This window comes from Pseudothauera nasutitermitis, assembly GCF_004801295.1.
Taxonomy (GTDB): domain Bacteria; phylum Pseudomonadota; class Gammaproteobacteria; order Burkholderiales; family Rhodocyclaceae; genus Pseudothauera; species Pseudothauera nasutitermitis.
In genome coordinates this window covers 401140-417178 of record NZ_SSOC01000003.1, presented here as the reverse complement: position 1 = coordinate 417178, position 16039 = coordinate 401140, and the positions used below count along the sequence as shown (strand labels likewise).

At 66.7% G+C, this 16039-nt stretch carries 19 protein-coding genes; 12 read left to right on the top strand and 7 right to left on the bottom strand.

Annotation, left to right across the window (positions count from 1 at the left end):
- Positions 1-26 precede the first annotated feature (26 nt).
- The 3 genes from E6C76_RS09265 to flgA form a co-directional block, all read right to left on the bottom strand.
- Positions 27-497, bottom strand: coding sequence for a flagella synthesis protein FlgN (locus E6C76_RS09265; RefSeq protein ID WP_230976214.1), 471 nt, complete (start codon positions 495-497; stop codon positions 27-29).
- Entirely contained in the window at positions 494-793 is a 300-nt protein-coding gene (flgM, locus tag E6C76_RS09260) for a flagellar biosynthesis anti-sigma factor FlgM (protein ID WP_136347937.1), read from the bottom strand. Before flgM ends, E6C76_RS09265 begins: the two co-directional genes overlap by 4 nt.
- Positions 794-909: 116 nt before the next feature.
- The gene (flgA, locus tag E6C76_RS09255; RefSeq protein WP_136347936.1) at positions 910-1605 is read right to left on the bottom strand and encodes a flagellar basal body P-ring formation chaperone FlgA; all 696 of its coding nucleotides are present in this window, start codon (positions 1603-1605) and stop codon (positions 910-912) included.
- 236 nt (positions 1606-1841) lie between these two features.
- Here flgA and flgB point away from each other — a divergent pair, with 236 nt between their 5' ends.
- The 12 genes from flgB to E6C76_RS22700 all read left to right on the top strand — a co-directional run bounded on the left by flgB (position 1842) and on the right by E6C76_RS22700 (position 13738).
- The gene (flgB, locus tag E6C76_RS09250) at positions 1842-2246 is read left to right on the top strand and encodes a flagellar basal body rod protein FlgB (RefSeq protein ID WP_136347935.1); all 405 of its coding nucleotides are present in this window, start codon (positions 1842-1844) and stop codon (positions 2244-2246) included.
- A 14-nt stretch (positions 2247-2260) separates the two neighbouring features.
- Positions 2261-2671: a flagellar basal body rod protein FlgC gene (gene flgC, locus E6C76_RS09245; protein WP_136347934.1), complete on the top strand. Its 411-nt coding sequence runs from the start codon at positions 2261-2263 to the stop codon at positions 2669-2671.
- A 42-nt stretch (positions 2672-2713) separates the two neighbouring features.
- Complete coding sequence (locus E6C76_RS09240; protein ID WP_136347933.1) at positions 2714-3391, top strand: flagellar hook assembly protein FlgD; 678 nt, start codon at positions 2714-2716, stop codon at positions 3389-3391.
- Between the two features lie 15 nt (positions 3392-3406).
- Positions 3407-4747, top strand: a complete 1341-nt coding sequence (gene flgE, locus E6C76_RS09235) for a flagellar hook protein FlgE (protein WP_136347932.1) — start codon at positions 3407-3409, stop codon at positions 4745-4747.
- A gap of 26 nt (positions 4748-4773) precedes the next feature.
- Entirely contained in the window at positions 4774-5511 is a 738-nt protein-coding gene (gene flgF / locus E6C76_RS09230; protein ID WP_136347931.1) for a flagellar basal-body rod protein FlgF, read from the top strand.
- A 144-nt stretch (positions 5512-5655) separates the two neighbouring features.
- Positions 5656-6438 carry a flagellar basal-body rod protein FlgG gene (flgG, locus tag E6C76_RS09225; RefSeq protein ID WP_136347930.1) on the top strand — a complete coding sequence of 261 codons (783 nt, stop codon included), beginning with the start codon at positions 5656-5658 and terminating at the stop codon, positions 6436-6438.
- A 16-nt stretch (positions 6439-6454) separates the two neighbouring features.
- Positions 6455-7132, top strand: a complete 678-nt coding sequence (locus tag E6C76_RS09220; RefSeq protein WP_136347929.1) for a flagellar basal body L-ring protein FlgH — start codon at positions 6455-6457, stop codon at positions 7130-7132.
- 20 nt (positions 7133-7152) lie between these two features.
- On the top strand, positions 7153-8274 hold the full coding sequence (locus E6C76_RS09215) for a flagellar basal body P-ring protein FlgI (protein ID WP_136347928.1): 1122 nt from the start codon (positions 7153-7155) through the stop codon (positions 8272-8274).
- Positions 8275-8284: 10 nt separating this feature from the next.
- Positions 8285-9409, top strand: a complete 1125-nt coding sequence (gene flgJ / locus E6C76_RS09210; RefSeq protein WP_136347927.1) for a flagellar assembly peptidoglycan hydrolase FlgJ — start codon at positions 8285-8287, stop codon at positions 9407-9409.
- 83 nt (positions 9410-9492) lie between these two features.
- Positions 9493-11520, top strand: a complete 2028-nt coding sequence (gene flgK, locus E6C76_RS09205; RefSeq protein WP_136347926.1) for a flagellar hook-associated protein FlgK — start codon at positions 9493-9495, stop codon at positions 11518-11520.
- 11 nt (positions 11521-11531) lie between these two features.
- A complete protein-coding gene (gene flgL, locus E6C76_RS09200; RefSeq protein WP_136347925.1) occupies positions 11532-12752 on the top strand; it encodes a flagellar hook-associated protein FlgL in 1221 nt (406 codons plus the stop codon).
- Entirely contained in the window at positions 12749-13738 is a 990-nt protein-coding gene (locus E6C76_RS22700; RefSeq protein ID WP_408003472.1) for an OmpA family protein, read from the top strand. Before flgL ends, E6C76_RS22700 begins: the two co-directional genes overlap by 4 nt.
- A 7-nt stretch (positions 13739-13745) precedes the next feature.
- Here E6C76_RS22700 and fliR read toward each other — a convergent pair whose 3' ends face one another.
- The 4 genes from fliR to fliO are packed head-to-tail and all read right to left on the bottom strand — an operon-like array spanning position 13746 to position 16018.
- On the bottom strand, positions 13746-14534 hold the full coding sequence (gene fliR, locus E6C76_RS09185; RefSeq protein ID WP_136347924.1) for a flagellar biosynthetic protein FliR: 789 nt from the start codon (positions 14532-14534) through the stop codon (positions 13746-13748).
- A gap of 12 nt (positions 14535-14546) precedes the next feature.
- Positions 14547-14816: a flagellar biosynthesis protein FliQ gene (gene fliQ / locus E6C76_RS09180; protein WP_136347923.1), complete on the bottom strand. Its 270-nt coding sequence runs from the start codon at positions 14814-14816 to the stop codon at positions 14547-14549.
- 34 nt (positions 14817-14850) lie between these two features.
- Positions 14851-15603: a flagellar type III secretion system pore protein FliP gene (gene fliP / locus E6C76_RS09175; protein ID WP_136347922.1), complete on the bottom strand. Its 753-nt coding sequence runs from the start codon at positions 15601-15603 to the stop codon at positions 14851-14853.
- Positions 15593-16018, bottom strand: a complete 426-nt coding sequence (fliO, locus tag E6C76_RS09170) for a flagellar biosynthetic protein FliO (protein ID WP_230976213.1) — start codon at positions 16016-16018, stop codon at positions 15593-15595. The genes fliP and fliO overlap by 11 nt, the downstream gene beginning before the upstream one ends.
- Positions 16019-16039: the final 21 nt, after the last annotated feature.

The following is a 16039-nucleotide window of genomic DNA, read 5'->3' as shown; positions in this document are numbered from 1 at the left end:
GACGGAAAGGGAAAGGGGGACGCGCGTCAGGCGCTGCCGAGCAGGCGGCCGCTGCCGCCGGAGCGGGTGTTGCCGTCGGCGTCGTAGAACTGCGGCCGGTTGGCGGCCTTGAGCAGGATGTTGAGCGCGCCCTGGTTGTGCTGCATGCGCTCGACGATGAGTTTGCCGTTGAGGGTGTTGCGCTCGCGTGCGTCGGCGGCCAGGCGCAGGATTTCGTCCCAGCGCCGGCGGGTTTCCGGCAGATCCTGGCAGAACGCCTCGATGGCCGCCGCCGGGCTGTCCAGGCCGAGCCGTTCGAGCAGTTGCATGCGCGCCTCGTGCAGGCGCTGCTGGGTGTGGTACAGCGAAATCTTTTCCTGCGTGAGGGTGAGCAGGGCGTCGGTGTCACCGCCCAGCAGAAGCGCTTCCTCGCGCCGCAGCAGATCGATGAACGCGTGCATCTGCGTCGCCTCCATGTCGATGAGGCGGGAGAACTGCAGGCGCTCGGTGGGATTCACGATTGGCCCGAGCGCTCGCCGAGCAGTTCGCGCACGCTGTCGAGCAGACCGTCGGCGATGCGCTCGGGGTCTACCTTGAAGCGGCCTTCACTGATGGCCTGGCGGATTTCATCGACCCGCGCGCGATCCACGACGGGGGTGTTGGCGATCGAGGCCTCGGCTTTCTGCAGGGTCGAGGACAGGGAGGACAGCTGTACCTTGTCTCCGGCGGGCGCGGCCGGGCCGTTCTGCGCGCGGGCCTTGGGCTCGCCGGTCGACGGCGCGGTCAGCGACTTCAGGGCGCTATCGATTTTCATGACATGACTCCAGATGGATGGGCTCTGGAAGGTACTTCGGCCTCGGATTGCGAAACTTTAGCGATTTAATGAATTTTTTTCCATTGCCATCCGCGGCGCCGGTTTCCCGCGGAGATTCAGCGCGGAATCTCCACCTCGCCGCCATGGCGCGCGATGCCGGAAACCGTCTGTCCGTCGGGCAGGCGCACGCGCACCGTTTCCCCTTCCGCGGCGGCGTTGAGCGCGCGGCCCTCGGTGGATACGGTGAACCCAGCCCCCCGGCTGACCACCCGCACGTCCTGCCCCTGGCGCACGGCCTGCGGCAGGCGCAGGTGGGTGGCGCGCACCGCCGCGCCGGCGGCCACGGCGATGCGCGCATGGTGGCCGATGGCCTGCACGGGGTCGGTGAGCACGTTGTCGGGCAGCGCGGCCAGGTCGCCGCGTTCGAGCCGGACGTCGTCGGGGCCGACGATCTGCCCCGGACGCAGCGCGCGGGCGAGCACTACGTATTGGGCGAGGACTTCCACGCGCGCGGGCAGATAGACCGTCCAGGTCACCGGCGAATCGCAGCGGATGCCCACGTTGGTCTGTCCCCAGGCGCGCGCGCCGGCGGGAAAGAAGGCGGCCAGCTCGGCGCAGGGCGGCAGGCGGTTGCCCGGGTCGAGTTCGCCCACGGAAACCTGGACCTGCCCCGGCAGGCCGGCGGCTTCCGTTTCCAGGAAACGCTGGGCGATGGCGCGCACCGGCTCGGCGGCCTGCTGGGCCAGCGCGGGTGCGGTGAGCAGCGGGCCGCACAGCAGGGCGGCCAGTCTCTTGGGCAGTCGGGCGGTCATGGGGCGATTGCACCATGTCCGGCGCGCCCTGGGCAAGCCCCGCGGCCGCGCGGCAAGCTTTGCCGGAGATTGCCGTCGCGTGCCGGCAAGCGGCCAAATTGGCCGGGGTTTACCGGTCTTATCGCGCCTAGGGAAGGGCTGGCACGCCTCTAAGATGGCTGGCATGGATGGTGCATTGGTGTCGCTGCCGGATTTTCCCCGCGCGTGCGGCCGGTGCCAGAACATGAGGTGAAGCCATGAAGAACCTGCTCGACAACAATTTGCAGAATCACATGCGGGCACTGAACGTCCAGGCTTATCGGCAGCAGTTGCTCGCCTCCAACATCGCCAACGCGGATACGCCGCATTACAAGGCGCGCGACGTCGATTTCCGCGGCCTGCTGCAGGGCGCACTGGACAAGCAGCGCCAGCCGCTGGCGCTGGCCACCACCTCGGCGCGCCACATCGAGCCGGTGGTTGCCGACTCGCTCGAGGCACATACCCTGTACCGTCAGGAATACCAGTCGGCGGTGGATGGCAACACGGTGGAGATGGACGTGGAGCGCGCCGCGTTTGCGGAGAATTCGATCCACTACGAGGCCAGCGTGACCTTCATCAACGGCCTGCTGCGCGGCATGCAGACCGCCATCTCGGGCCAGTAAGGAGCTAGGCGGCCATGAGCATGCTCAACGTTTTCAATATTTCCGCCTCGGCGCTCACCGCGCAGTCGATGCGCCTGAACACCACCGCCTCCAACCTGGCCAACGCGGACAGCGTGATCGCCGAGGATGGCCAGCCGTACAGGGCCAAGCAGGTGGTCTTTGCCGCCCGGCAATTGCCGAATGCCGGCGAAGGCTCGGTGGGCGTGAAGGTCAACCAGATCGTCGAGAGCGCCGCGCCGATGCGCATGGTGTACGAGCCGCACAACCCGGCGGCCAATGCCGAGGGCTATGTGGAAATGCCCAACGTGAACGTGGTGGAGGAGATGGTGAACATGATTTCCGCCTCGCGTTCGTACCAGAACAACGTGGAAGTGATGAGTACGGCACGAACCTTGCTTCAGCGTACCTTGCAGATTGGTCAGTAAGGCGCCGGAAGCCGCGCCAAGCCTTGAACGCTGGAGATACCCATGAGCACCGTCAGTTCCACCACCCAGTCCGCGCAGGACATCCTCGCCAGCCTTGCGCGCACGACCTCGACCACCGAGCAGAGCGAGGCCCAGGAGATGCAGACGCGTTTCCTGAAGCTGCTGACCACGCAGCTGCAGAATCAGGATCCGCTGAACCCGATGGAAAACGCCGAGCTCACTTCGCAGCTGGCGCAGCTGTCCACGGTGGAAGGCATCGAGAAGCTGAACACCATGATGGGCAAGCTGCTGGCGGCGCAGGAATCTACCGAGGCCCTGCAGAGTGCGGCGCTGGTTGGCCGCGGGGTACTGGTCGAAGGGCGTGGCCTGGTGCTCACCGAGGCGGGTGCGATCGGCGGTTTCGAGCTGGATGGTCCGGCCGACGAGGTGGTGCTGACCATCACCGACGCCTCCGGCCTGGAAGTGGCCAGGCTCGAACTGAGCGGCGTGGAGGCGGGCAGTCACAACTACGTCTGGGACGGTACCGCGAGCGACGGCAGTCAGGCTGCGGAAGGGGTGTACACGGTCACCGTGAGCGCCACCCAGGGCGGCGTGGCGGTCTCTTCGCGCGCCCTGCAGTTCGGCGCGGTGACCAGCGTCATCCGCAATGCCAGCGGTTCGGATCTGCAGGTCGGCGACCTGGGGATCTTCAAGATTGGCGACATCAAGCAGATTCTTTGATTTGGAGCAGCGATCATGGCTTTCCACCAAGGTTTGAGCGGACTGAGCTCTTCGTCCAAGGCGCTCGACACGATCTCCCACAACGTCGCCAACGCCAGCACGGTGGGCTTCAAGTCGGGCTATACGGTGTTCGGCGATCTGTACGCCAGCGCCATGCTGGGCGGTTCCACCTCGCTGCAGGTCGGTAACGGCAGCCAGGTCACCGCGGTGTGGCAGAACTTCACCCAGGGCAACCCCACGGTGACCGGCAACCCGCTGGACATGGCGATTTCCGGCAACGGCTTCTTCCGCATGATGGGCACCGACGGCAGCATCGCCTACACGCGCAACGGCCAGTTCGACGTGAGCCGCGACGGCTTCATCATCAATACCACCGGCTACAGGCTGACGGGTTACGCAGTGGCCGATGCGAACGTTTCGCCCCCGGTGTTCCAGGGCGAGCCGTCGGTGCTCTACGTGGACACCACGAACGTTGCCCCGCGCGAAACCGGCGCGGCCTCGGTCGGCGTAAACCTGAATTCTTCTACAACGAATCCGCTCGCCCAGACGCCTCCCGGCAGCGACATCACCGCCTATCTCAACGCTACCAGCATCCCTGTCGACAGCTACAACTACACCACTTCGATGACGGTGTATGACAGTCTGGGCAACGCATCGATGCTCAGCATGTACTTCGTGCGCCAATCCGATCCCGTAACGGGCGATCCGCTGAACACCTGGGATGTATACGCCCGCCTGGATAACGATGTGGTGCCCGATCCGGCCGACCCCACGGTCAACACGGGCCTGCCGCTGGAACATCTTGGCGAGATCGTGTTCACCGAATTCGGCGTGCCGGATACCACGGTGGCCAACAACGGCGTTTTCTCGATGAGCCGCACGGCAGCTGAATTGGCCACAGGGGCCGATGGGCTGACGTTCACCCTTGATCTCAGCCGTTCCACGCAGTGGAATTCGACAAATGGCGTGACCACCGCGCCCCGTCAGGATGGCTACACCACCGGCCGTCTTACCGGCGTGTCGGTGAATTCCAGCGGCATCCTGGAAGGTACCTATTCCAACGGGCAGACCAAGGCCATCGGCAAACTCGCGCTGGCTGAATTCGCCGCCCCGCAGGGATTGACCTCGCTGGGTGGCAACATGTGGGCCGAGTCCTACGATTCGGGAGAACCCGCAGTGGGGGCGCCGGGAACCGGGGTGCTGGGCAGCGTGACTTCCGGCCAGGTGGAGGAATCCAACGTCGACCTGACCGCGGAACTGGTCAACATGATCGTCCAGCAGCGCAACTACCAGGCCAACGCGCAATCGATCCGTACCCAGGACCAGTTGCTGCAGACCCTGGTGAATCTGCGCTGAGCATAGTGCCCGTCTAGGAGAACGCCATGGACCGCGTCATCTACACCGCCATGACCGGCGCCAAGCACACCCTCGGCCAACAGGCTGCGGTGTCGCACAACCTGGCCAACGCCACCACCACCGGCTTTCGCACCGAGATGCACAAGCTGCGTGCGGTGGAGGTGCAGACCGAGGCCATGCCCACCCGTGCCTTCGTGGTCGATGCCAGCGTCGCCACCAACTTCGCCACCGGGCCGCTGCAGCACACCGGACGGGCGCAGGACGTCGCGGTGGAGAGCAAGGGCTGGCTGACCGTGCAGATGCCCGACGGCTCCGAGGCCTACACCCGTGACGGCAGCCTGATGGTGAGTGCCAACGGCGTGCTGCAGACGCGCAGCGGCCTGCCCGTGCTGGGCGAAGGCGGACCGATCACCATTCCCCCGGACAGCGCCATGCAAGTCGGTAGCGATGGCACCATCTCCGCCTGGCAGGCAGGGCAGAACATCGTCAACGTGGTCGACCGGCTCAAGCTCGTCAATCCACCCGAGAACCAGCTCGTGCGCGGTGACGACGGCCTGTTCCGCACTGCCGACGGCCTGGCGCAACCTGCCGACGAAACGGTAAAAGTTGCCGGCGGCTACCTGGAAGGCAGCAACGTCAATGTGGTGGAACAGATGGTCACGATGATCTCGCTGGGCCGCCAGTTCGAGATGCAGACCCGCATGATGCAGACCGCCGAGCAGAACGACCGCGCGGCGGCGCAGCTCATCAGCGGGCGGGCGTGATCCGCGGGCGGGCCCTGAAGGCGGATTAGCATGGTTTTTGCAAGGCTAATCCCGGGATGGCCGATGACACCTTCGGCCTAGACTGAAAGCCTGATCATTCTTCCGGTGGCCCCGGCCACCGGCATCGCAAGAAAGGAAGCCATCATGATCCGCTCACTGTGGACCGCCCGCACCGGGCTGGATGCCCAGCAGACCTCGCTGGACGTGATCTCCAACAACCTCGCCAACGTGTCCACCAACGGCTTCAAGCGCCAGCGCGCGGTGTTCGAGGATCTGATGTACCAGATGATGCGCCAGCCGGGCGCCCAGTCCACGCAGCAGACCGAGATCGGTTCCGGCCTGCAGCTCGGTACCGGCGTGCGGCCGGTGGCCATCGAGCGCATCTTCACCCAGGGCAACCCGGTGCATACCGGCAACGCCTACGACGTGGCCATCCAGGGCGACGGCTTCTTCCAGATCGAACTGCCCGACGGCACCACCGCATACACCCGCGACGGCGCCTTCCAGCGCGACGCCCAGGGCAACATGACCACCGCCAGCGGCTACCTGCTGGCCGACAACATCAACATTCCGGCCGAGGCCCGGACGCTCACCATCGGCAAGGACGGCACGGTCAGCGTGGTGCTGGCCGGGCAGGTCGCGCCGGTGCAGATCGGCAACATCCAGCTGGCCACCTTCATCAATCCGGGCGGCCTGGAGAGCATGGGCGAGAACCTGTTCCTGGAAACCGCCTCCAGCGGCGTGGCCACCCCGCTGCAGCCCGGTCTCAACGGCGCCGGCGTGCTCAATCAGGCCTACATCGAATCGTCCAACGTGAACGTGGCCGAGGAACTGGTGAACATGATCGTCACCCAGCGCGCCTACGAGATCAATTCGCGCGCCATCCAGACGTCCGATCAGATGCTCGGCCGCCTGACCCAGCTGTAAGCGCGGGAGAGCCGCCATGAGAATCCTCGCCATCCTCACCCTCGCGCTGCTGAGCGGCTGCGCGTCGATCTATTCCACCCCGCCCACCGCCGTGCATCAGCCGATGAGCATGCGCCCGGAAATGCGCGCGCAGGCCGTGCCGGCCACCGGCGGCATCTTCCAGAACGCCCAGGCGCGTCCGCTGTTCGAAGACCGGCGCGCGCGCAACATCGGCGACCTGATCACCATCAACCTGGTCGAGCGCAACACCGCCTCGAAGAGCGCCAATGCTTCCACCGGGCGTTCCAGTTCGCTCGGCGCCAGCATCGGCCTGACCGCGCCCAACATCCCCTCGGTGGCCACCAACCGCCTCAACGGCGCCGGCCTGGACATCAGCGCCGATTCGGACTTCTCCGGCCAGGGCGCGGCGGCGGCCAACAACGTGTTCAACGGCACCATCACGGTCACCGTCATCGACGTCTATCCCAACGGCAACCTGCTGGTGTCCGGCGAGAAGCTGGTGGCGATCAACCAGGGCAACGAATACATCCGCTTCTCCGGCGTGATCAACCCGGTCAGCGTCAGTTCGGCCAACTCCGTGCAATCCACCCAGGTGGCCGACGCGCGCATCGAGTACCGCGGCAGCGGCTTCATCAACGAAGCCAACACCATGGGCTGGCTGCAACGCTTCTTCGTGGCGATCTCGCCGTTCTGATGACTGGCAGGAGCACGATCATGGCTTCCCCTTCCTTCTTCCGCACCACGCTCCCGGCCCTGATCCTCGGCCTGCTGCTCGCCACCGGCGCGCACGCCGCGCCCGAACGCATCAAGGATCTGGCCTCGGTGGCCGGGGTGCGCAACAACCAGCTGGTCGGCTACGGGCTGGTGGTGGGCCTGGACGGCAGCGGCGACCAGACCACGCAGACGCCGTTCACCGTGCAGAGCATCATCAACATGCTGGGCAACATGGGCGTGACCCTGCCGCAGGGCACCAACCTGCAGCTGCGCAACGTGGCGGCGGTGATGGTCACCGCCAACCTGCCGCCGTTCTCCCGGCCGGGCCAGCACATCGACGTCACCGTGTCCTCCATCGGCAACGCCAAGAGCCTGCGCGGCGGCACGCTGGTGATGACCCCGCTGAAGGGCGCCGACGGGCAGATCTACGCCATCGCCCAGGGCAACATGGTGGTCGGCGGCGCGGGCGGCCAGGCCGGTGGCGCCTCGCAGACCATCAACCACCTGTCCGCCGGGCGCATTCCGGCCGGCGCCACGGTGGAGCGCGCCGTGCCCACCATGCTGGGGCAGGGCGACCATATCGTGCTGGAACTGCACGACACCGACTTCGGCACCGCGCGCCGCGTGGTGGATGCGATCAACCTGGCCACCATGCCGGGCACCGCGCAGGCGCTCGACGGACGGACCATCCAGGTGCGCGCGCCGTCGGACCCGACCTCGCGCGTGGCCTTCCTCGGCCAGCTCGAAAGCCTCAACGTGACCCCGGTGCAGCAGGCCGCGCGCGTCGTCGTCAATTCGCGTACCGGTTCGGTGGTGATGAACCAGCAGGTCAAGCTGCAGAACGTGGCGGTGGCGCACGGCAACCTCACGGTCACGGTGATGACCGATCAGGCCGTCTCGCAGCCCAATCCGCTGTCGCGGGGGCGTACCGTGATCACCGAACGCGGCGAGATCACCATCGAACAGGAACCCGGACAACTGGTCGACGTGCAGGCCGGCAGCAACCTAGCCGACGTGGTCAAGGCGCTCAACGCGCTGGGTGCCAAGCCGATGGATCTGGTGAGCATCCTGCAGGCGATGAAGTCGGCCGGCGCGCTGCGTGCCGAACTCGAGGTGATCTGAGGCCCCGGGCATGGATGCCGGCTTCCAGATCAACGCGCTCGATCCGCGCTCGCTCAGCGAGCTGCAGCGGCTCGCGCGCGACAATCCGGATTCTCCGGAGGCGCTGCGCGGGGCGGCCAAGCAGTTCGAGGCCCTGCTGTGGCAGATGGCGCTGAAGGCCATGCGCGAGGCCACGCCGAAGAACAGCATGTTCGACAGCGAGCACTCGCGTACCTACCAGTCCCTGCTCGATCAGCAGATGGCCCTGGAGATGGCGCACAGCCGCAACAACGGCATGAGCGAGGTGCTGTTCCGCCAGCTCGGCGGGCTGAACGGCAAGCATGCCGCCGCCGAAGCGATGGATGCGCCGGCCACCGGCCTGCCGATCGGGCCGGCGCCGGGTTTCGCGGTGAATGCGCTGAACCAGGCGGCAAACGCTGCCGCCATGCTCGCGCAGCAGAACGGTTTGCCGGTCGATGGTGCCGGTGTGGCGCTTCCTGCCCGGGCCGCTTCCGCGGACAGCAGCGACGCGGATCCGATCGGCGCGCTGATCTCCCAGCTGGAGGCCGCGCGCCGCTTCCGTGGTTCCGCAACGCCCGCCGCCACGCCGGCGACGGGCGCGGGCCGTGCGGTGGAGGCCGGCGCGGCCTCTTCTTCCTCCGCACAGGAGGATGCGTCCGCCATCGACCCCCGTGCCGCCTTCGTTCGCGAGGTCTGGCCGCATGCCGAGGCCGCCAGCCGCGCCACCGGCATCCCGGCGCGCTTCATCGTCGCCCATGCGGCGCTGGAAACCGGCTGGGGCGAGAAGGTGCTGCGCCATGCCGACGGACGCTCCAGCTACAACCTGTTCAACATCAAGGCCGGTTCGAGCTGGAACGGCGATTCCCTGGGCCGCGCGGTCACCGAGTATTCGGGCTCCACGCCGTATGTGGAACAAGCGCGCTTCCGCAGCTACGAGTCGTATGCGGAAGCCTTCAGCGACTACGCCCGCCTGCTCTCGGACAACTCCCGCTATGCCCGCGTGCTCGGCCAGACCGATGCCCACGGCTTCGCGCGCGGCCTGCAACAGGCCGGCTACGCTACCGATCCGCGCTACGCGGCCAAGCTTGCCGGCGTGATCACCGGCCCCACGCTGAACAAGGCGCTGACCACCTGATTCCCCCCGGCTGAAATTGCCGCTTTTTCCCTGGCAAGCTTCTTGCAGAGAGTAGGGCAAACCTAGGAATCAGGGAAAACATCATGGCGAGCCTGCTCAATATCGGATTGACCGGTCTCAACGCCGCCCAGGCGCAACTGCTCACCACCGGGCACAACATCACCAATGCCGCGGTCGAGGGCTACCACCGGCAGACGGTCGTCCAGACTACCCAGAACCCGAACTACTCCGGGGTGGGCTTCTTCGGCCAGGGCACGAAGATCGCCGCAGTCACCCGCTCGTACAACGCCTACCTGGAAAACCAGGTGCTCACCAGCAGCACTCGGCTGGCCGAGCTCACCGCCTATGAGGGCCATATCCGCCAGATCAACAATCTGCTCGGCGATGCCACCTCCGGTCTTTCCCCCGCGCTGGAAGGGTTCTTCCAGGGTGTGCAGGAGATGGCCGCCAACCCCACCAGCGAGGCCGCCCGCCAGTCGCTGATCTCCACCGCCGAGGCGCTGGTGTCGCGCTTCCAGACGCTGGACGCGCGGATCAGCGAAGTGCGTGAAGGGGTGGAGAGCGAGATCATCTCCACCGTCGCGCAGATCAACATGTACGCCCAGGCCATCGCCGAGATGAACCAGCGCATCACGCTGGCGCAGGTGGGCGGGCCGACCGTGGCCGCGAACGATCTGCTCGACCAGCGCGATCAGCTGGTGGCCGAACTGAACAAGCTGATCCGCGTCGAGACCGTGGAAGATGATTCCGGCGCGCTCAACGTGTTCATCGGCTCCGGCCAGGGGCTGGTGGTGGGCAACACCGCCACCCAACTGGCCGCCGTGCGCGACCCCAACGACCCGCAGCGCAATGTGGTAGCGCTGGTCAGCCAGTCCGGCGTGGAGAACATCCTGCCGGAAAGCCTGCTGACCGGCGGTTCGCTCGGCGGCCTGCTCTCCTTCCGCCGCGAGACGCTCGACGTCGCGCAGAACTCCCTCGGCCTGATCGCCGTGGGCATCGCCGAAGCCTTCAACGCCCAGCACCGCCTTGGCGTGGATCTGGACGGCGTGCTGGGCAATGATTTCTTCAACAGCCCCACCCCGGTGCTGAAGCCTGCGGTGACCGGCGCCACTGCGGCGATCACCGATTACTCGGCGCTCACCGCGAGCGACTACCTGCTCACCTACGACGGCACCAACTACGCGCTGCGCACCACGGCCGGCGAGAGCATCGCACTGACCGTGGATGCCGGCCCCCCACCCAGCTTCAGCGGCGGCGGCGTGCAGATCACCCTGCCCAACGGCGCGGCGGACATCCCCGCGCACGGCCTGTTGATCCAGCCGGTGCGCTTTGCCGCGCGCGACATCTCGGTGGGCATCTCCGACCCGCGCAAGCTGGCCTCCGGCGATCCGGTGAATGCCGCGCTGGTGACCGGTACCGGCAACGGCACGCTGTCGGATCTGATCACCGGCGTACGTACCCTGTCGGTGAACGGCATCGACGGTAATGGCGACGGCAAGGCCGACTTCGCCTCCATCGGGCTGAGCTTCGACACCGCCACCGATACGCTCAGCGTGACCGGTACCGGCACGCTGTACCGCTTCGACACCGCCTCGCAGAGCTGGGTGGCCGGCGGGGCCTATGATCCGGATGTGGACAGCAGCGGGGTACGCTTCCGCTATCTGAGCGATCCGGCGGACGATCCCAACGACCCGGCGGCGTTCGCCTTCGAATTCACCGCCAAGGGCTCCTGGACCGATACCACCGAAGTGGCCTTCGCGCCGACTGAGGCGGGGGTCGCGGACAGCCGCAACGCGGTCAATCTCGGGGCCTTGCAGACCACCAAGCTGATGCTCTCCGGCAGCGCCGGCAACCCCACCGCCACCTTCCAGTCGGTGTATGCCAGCATGGTGACCCTGGTGGGCAACAAGACGCGCGAGGTGCAGGTCAACATGACCGCGCAGCAGGCCCTGCTGGATCAGGCCACGGATGCGCGCGACTCCCTGTCGGGGGTCAACCTGGATGAAGAGGCCGCCAACCTGGTGCGCTACCAGATGGCCTATCAGAGCTCGGCCAAGGTGATGTCGGTGGCGCAGACGCTGTTCGACACCATTCTGACGATTGCCCGCTAAGGAGAACGATCATGCGTATCTCGAGCAACATGATCTACCAGAAGGGCGTGGGCTCCATGCAGCAGCAATGGAGCAGCCTCCTGCACACCCAGCAGCAGCTGTCCACCGGGCGGCGGGTACTGACCCCGGCCGACGATCCGATCGCCGCTTCGCGCGCGCTCGAACTCGGGCAGTCCAAGGGCGTGAACTCCCAGTTCATGGTCAATACCGGCTACGCCGAGGATCGCCTGGGCCTGCTGGAAGGCAAGCTCACCGGCATCGGCGACATCCTCCAGTACATGCGCACCAAGACCGTCGAGGCCGGTAACGGCTCCTACGACGACAAGGATCTGGCCTACGTGGCCACCGACCTGCGCGCCCAGTTCGACGCCATGCTGGCGCTGGCCAACAGCCAGGACGGCATGGGCGACTATCTGTTCTCCGGCTACATGGCCAATCAGCAGCCGTTTTCCGGCGATCTGGCCGGGGTGACCTACCATGGCGACCACGGTACCCAGACCATCCAGGTTTCGGCCTCGCGCTACATGCCGGTGAGCCTGCCGGGCTCGGACATCTTCACCAACACCCGCGCCTACAGCAACGACCTGATCGCCATGCCGGCGGGTACCAACAACGTGGGCAATGGCGCGCTGAGCGCGGCCCTGCCGGACCCGGCCGACCCCAGCCTGCTCGGCCGGCGCTATGAAGTCACCTACCACGACGATGGCGTCAATCCGCCGACCTGGGACATCTACGAATACCGCCCAGGCGTGGCCGACAAGATTCCTGTGGCCGTTGGCGCCACCGCGCTCAACGACCCGGCGATCACCGCCGCGCTGGGCTTCGAACTCGACCTGGCCAGCGGCACGCCGGAAGATGGCGACCAGTTCGAGGTGTTCGCTTCGTCGCCGAACATCTTCGACAACCTCGGCATGCTGATCGACGCCATGGAACGCCCCGGCCCGGCCGGCATGGCGGCCGGCGCGGTGGCCGTGGGGCTGGAGAATATCGACGGCGCCCTGGAGAACGTGCTGAAGACCCGTGCGCGCATCGGCTCCCAACTGGTCGAGACCGAGGCCCTGCAAAGCCTGGGCAGCGACCTCAACCTGCAGTACGAGGAATCGATCTCGGATCTGATGGATGTGGACTACGTCGAGGCGCTTTCCCGCTTCGCCCAGCAGCAGACCTATCTGCAGGCCGCACAGCAGTCCTTCATGCAGGTCTCCCGGCTGTCCTTGTTCGATTACCTGTGAAAACCAAGGGGGGCGCGATGCGCCGGATTCTTCCTCTCGCCCTGGCCCTGCTGAGCGCGGGCTGCGCCAGCCTGCCGGATCAGGAAACCGCGCTGCGCTGGGGGACCGAGCAGGGCGCCAACGCGGCCGGCGTCCTGGGCGGGTACAAGCTGTCTACGGCGGCTGCCTCCGAACTCGGCATCTCCACGACCAACCTGTTCAGCGGCGCGTTGATCGCCTATGCCATCCACGATCCATTGACGCCCAACTGGCAGATCAGCGCCAGCCGCAGCGAAGAAGAGGTCTGGCAACTCGATCTGCGCATGAAGCGCATGGTGACCGGCGGCGAAGGCGAAGCCCGCCAGGTCTTCCAGCGTGCCGCGCGCCAGTTGGTGGCGGAAGGCGGCTATGCCGGTTTCGACGTGCTGCGCTATGAGGAAGGGGTGGATTCCCAGCGTCCGCTGGCGCGCCGCATCGCCCAGGGCGAGATCCGCCTGGTCGGCTCCCGGCAGTTTCCCGGCGGCCTGCAGGGCGGCGGTTTGCCGCCGCAGGCAGGAATTGCCGGTGCGCAGGCCTTTGCCGTTGCCTCCGCGGCGGATTCCGTGTCCGCCGCCAGTGCGCAATCGCTCGCCGGTACCGGCAGTCCCTCGCTGTCGGCCGACGCCCTGTTCGATTTCGACAAGGCCGAGTTGCGCCCGATGGGCCGCATCCAGCTCGATCAACTCGCCAACCGCATCCGCGAACTGAACCTCAACGTGGTCCTTGCCGTCGGCCATACCGACCGCCTGGGCTCCAATGCCTACAACCAGCGCCTGTCCGAGCGCCGCGTCGCCGCGGTGAAGAGCTATCTGGTGAGCCAGGGCGTGGAGGCCGGACGGATCTATACCGAAGGGCGCGGCGAAAGCCAGCCGCTCACCGGCACCGCGTGCGATGCCATCGTCAACCGCGCGGAACTGATCGCCTGCCTGCAGCCCGACCGCCGTGTCGAGGTGATCGCCCTGCGCTGAGACGCACTCAGACCCGCCCCAGCGCCATCAGCATCGCGTCGATGGCGCCGAAGCCGCGTTCGAAGAAGCTCACCATCACCGGCCCCAGGTAGTTCATCGACAGCATCAGCACGAGGATGCCCATGGCCAGCGAAATCGGGAAACCGATGGCGAACAGGTTCAGTTGCGGCGCCGCGCGGGTCAGGATGCCCAGCGCGATGTTGGTGACCAGCAGCGCGGTGAGCATGGGCAGCGACAACAGCAGGCCGAGAGCGAAGATGGTCACCGCGTAGCGCGCGATGAAGGCCCAGCCCTCGGCGGCCACCGGCGCGGTGGAGATCGGCAGCCATTCGAAGCTGCGCACCACCGCATCGACCATCAGCAGATGACCGTTGATCGACAGGAACAGCAGGGTGGCCACCAGGCCGAGGAACTCGGACAGCACGGCGGTCTGCCCGCCGGCGGTGGGGCTGAAGAAGATGGCGAAGGACAGGCCCATCTGCATGCCCACCAGCGAGCCCGCCATGTCCACGGCGGCGAACACCAGACGCATCATGAAGCCGATGGCGATGCCGATGAGCATCTGCCAGAGCAGCACCAGCAGCCCCATGTAGGAGCCCGGATCGATCGGCGGCATCGGCGGCAGGGCCGGCACGATGGCGATGGAGATGCCCAGCCCGAGGGCCAGGCGCACGCGCACGGGGACAGAACGGTTGGAGAACACCGGCGCGCTGGCGAACATGCCCAGCAGGCGTGCCAGCGGATACAGGAACGCGCCCAGCCAGGCGGCCAACTGGTCGTAGGTGAAGCTGAGCATGGGTGCGCGGCGTCAGCCGATCATGCTCGGAATCGATTCGAACAGCCGGCGCATGAAATCGGTGAGCACGGTGAGCAGCCAGGGGCCGGCGATCACCAGGGTGATGAACATGGCCACCACCTTCGGCACGAAGGACAGGGTCATCTCGTTGATCTGCGTGGCGGCCTGGAAGATGCTGATGACCAGACCGGTGACCACCGCCGCGAGCAGCAGCGGGGCAGCGACCATCAGGGCGACCTCGATGGCCTGGCGGCCCAGATCGACGACGGTGGTGGGAGTCATGGGAGGCGTCCTCCGTGGGCGTGGCGCATGGCGTTCATACCGCGAAGCTGCGCACCAGCGAACCGATCAGCAGCGTCCAGCCGTCGACCAGCACGAACAGCATCAGTTTGAAAGGCAGCGAGACGATGATCGGGCTCATCATCATCATACCCATCGACATCAGCACGGAAGCGACCACCATGTCGATGATGATGAACGGGATGAAGATGATGAAACCGATCTGGAAGGCGGTCTTCAGCTCCGAGGTGACGAAGGCCGGCACGATCACGCGCATCGGCAGTTCCTCGGCGCGATCCACCGGCGGCACCTCGGCGAGCTGGGCGAACAGGGACAGATCGGGCTCGCGGATCTGCGCGAGCATGAAGGTCTTCATCGGCACCGAGGCGCGCTCCAGCGCCACGTCGAAGCCGATCTCGCCCGCGGCCATCGGCTGGTAGGCCTCGGTGTAGACCCGTTCGGCCACCGGCGCCATGATGAACAGGGTGAGGAACAGCGCCAGCCCCAGCAGCACCTGGTTGGGCGGCGAGGTCTGCGTGCCCATGGCGGTGCGCAGCAGCGAGAACACGATGATGATGCGCGTGAAGCTGGTCATCATCAGCACCACCGCCGGAATGAAGGTCAGCGAGGTGAGCAGCAGCAGCGTCTGCACGCTGAGGCTGTAGCTGGTGCCGCCGTTCGGTGCGGGAGTGGCAGTCAGGGCCGGCATGACCTGGGCGAAGGCCGCGGCCGGGCCGAGCAGCAGGGCCAGGCCGAGCAGCAGGCGGGGCAGGGCGCGCTCAGTCTTCATGCTTGCGGCGCTCCACCGACTGGCGCAGCCAGGCGGCGAAATCCTTGCCGGCCAGGCCGGGCTGGGGCGTTTCTGCGGCCGGCAGCTCGCCGGCTTCCAGTGTGTGCAGGGTGCGCACGTTGCCCGGGGCCACGCCGAGCACCAGCACCTTGCCGGCCAGTTCGACCAGCACCACACGCTCGCGCGGACCCACGGCGGTCGCGCCGAGCACCTTCAGATGGCCGGCGGTGCCGCGCGCCACGGTGAGGCGCTTGAGCGCCCACAGCGTGGCGAACAGGATGACCAGCACCACCGTCAGGCCGAACAGCATCTGCCCGAGGCTGGCGCCCAGGCCGGGGGCGGGTTCGCTGCCTTGCGCCACGGCCAGGGCCGGGGCGCACAGCAGGGCGGAAAGCAGGAAATGGAGACGGCGCACGGTGGGCGGGCAGGGATGTCG

Coding starts and splice junctions, on each gene's coding strand:
- flgM (WP_136347937.1), bottom strand. CDS start 793: ATGAAAATCGATAGCGCCCTGAAGTCGCTGACCGCGCCGTCGACCGGC.
- flgA (WP_136347936.1), bottom strand. CDS start 1,605: ATGACCGCCCGACTGCCCAAGAGACTGGCCGCCCTGCTGTGCGGCCCG.
- flgB (WP_136347935.1), top strand. CDS start 1,842: ATGAAGAACCTGCTCGACAACAATTTGCAGAATCACATGCGGGCACTG.
- flgC (WP_136347934.1), top strand. CDS start 2,261: ATGAGCATGCTCAACGTTTTCAATATTTCCGCCTCGGCGCTCACCGCG.
- E6C76_RS09240 (WP_136347933.1), top strand. CDS start 2,714: ATGAGCACCGTCAGTTCCACCACCCAGTCCGCGCAGGACATCCTCGCC.
- flgE (WP_136347932.1), top strand. CDS start 3,407: ATGGCTTTCCACCAAGGTTTGAGCGGACTGAGCTCTTCGTCCAAGGCG.
- flgF (WP_136347931.1), top strand. CDS start 4,774: ATGGACCGCGTCATCTACACCGCCATGACCGGCGCCAAGCACACCCTC.
- flgG (WP_136347930.1), top strand. CDS start 5,656: ATGATCCGCTCACTGTGGACCGCCCGCACCGGGCTGGATGCCCAGCAG.
- E6C76_RS09220 (WP_136347929.1), top strand. CDS start 6,455: ATGAGAATCCTCGCCATCCTCACCCTCGCGCTGCTGAGCGGCTGCGCG.
- E6C76_RS09215 (WP_136347928.1), top strand. CDS start 7,153: ATGGCTTCCCCTTCCTTCTTCCGCACCACGCTCCCGGCCCTGATCCTC.
- flgJ (WP_136347927.1), top strand. CDS start 8,285: ATGGATGCCGGCTTCCAGATCAACGCGCTCGATCCGCGCTCGCTCAGC.
- flgK (WP_136347926.1), top strand. CDS start 9,493: ATGGCGAGCCTGCTCAATATCGGATTGACCGGTCTCAACGCCGCCCAG.
- flgL (WP_136347925.1), top strand. CDS start 11,532: ATGCGTATCTCGAGCAACATGATCTACCAGAAGGGCGTGGGCTCCATG.
- fliR (WP_136347924.1), bottom strand. CDS start 14,534: ATGCTCAGCTTCACCTACGACCAGTTGGCCGCCTGGCTGGGCGCGTTC.
- fliQ (WP_136347923.1), bottom strand. CDS start 14,816: ATGACTCCCACCACCGTCGTCGATCTGGGCCGCCAGGCCATCGAGGTC.
- fliP (WP_136347922.1), bottom strand. CDS start 15,603: ATGAAGACTGAGCGCGCCCTGCCCCGCCTGCTGCTCGGCCTGGCCCTG.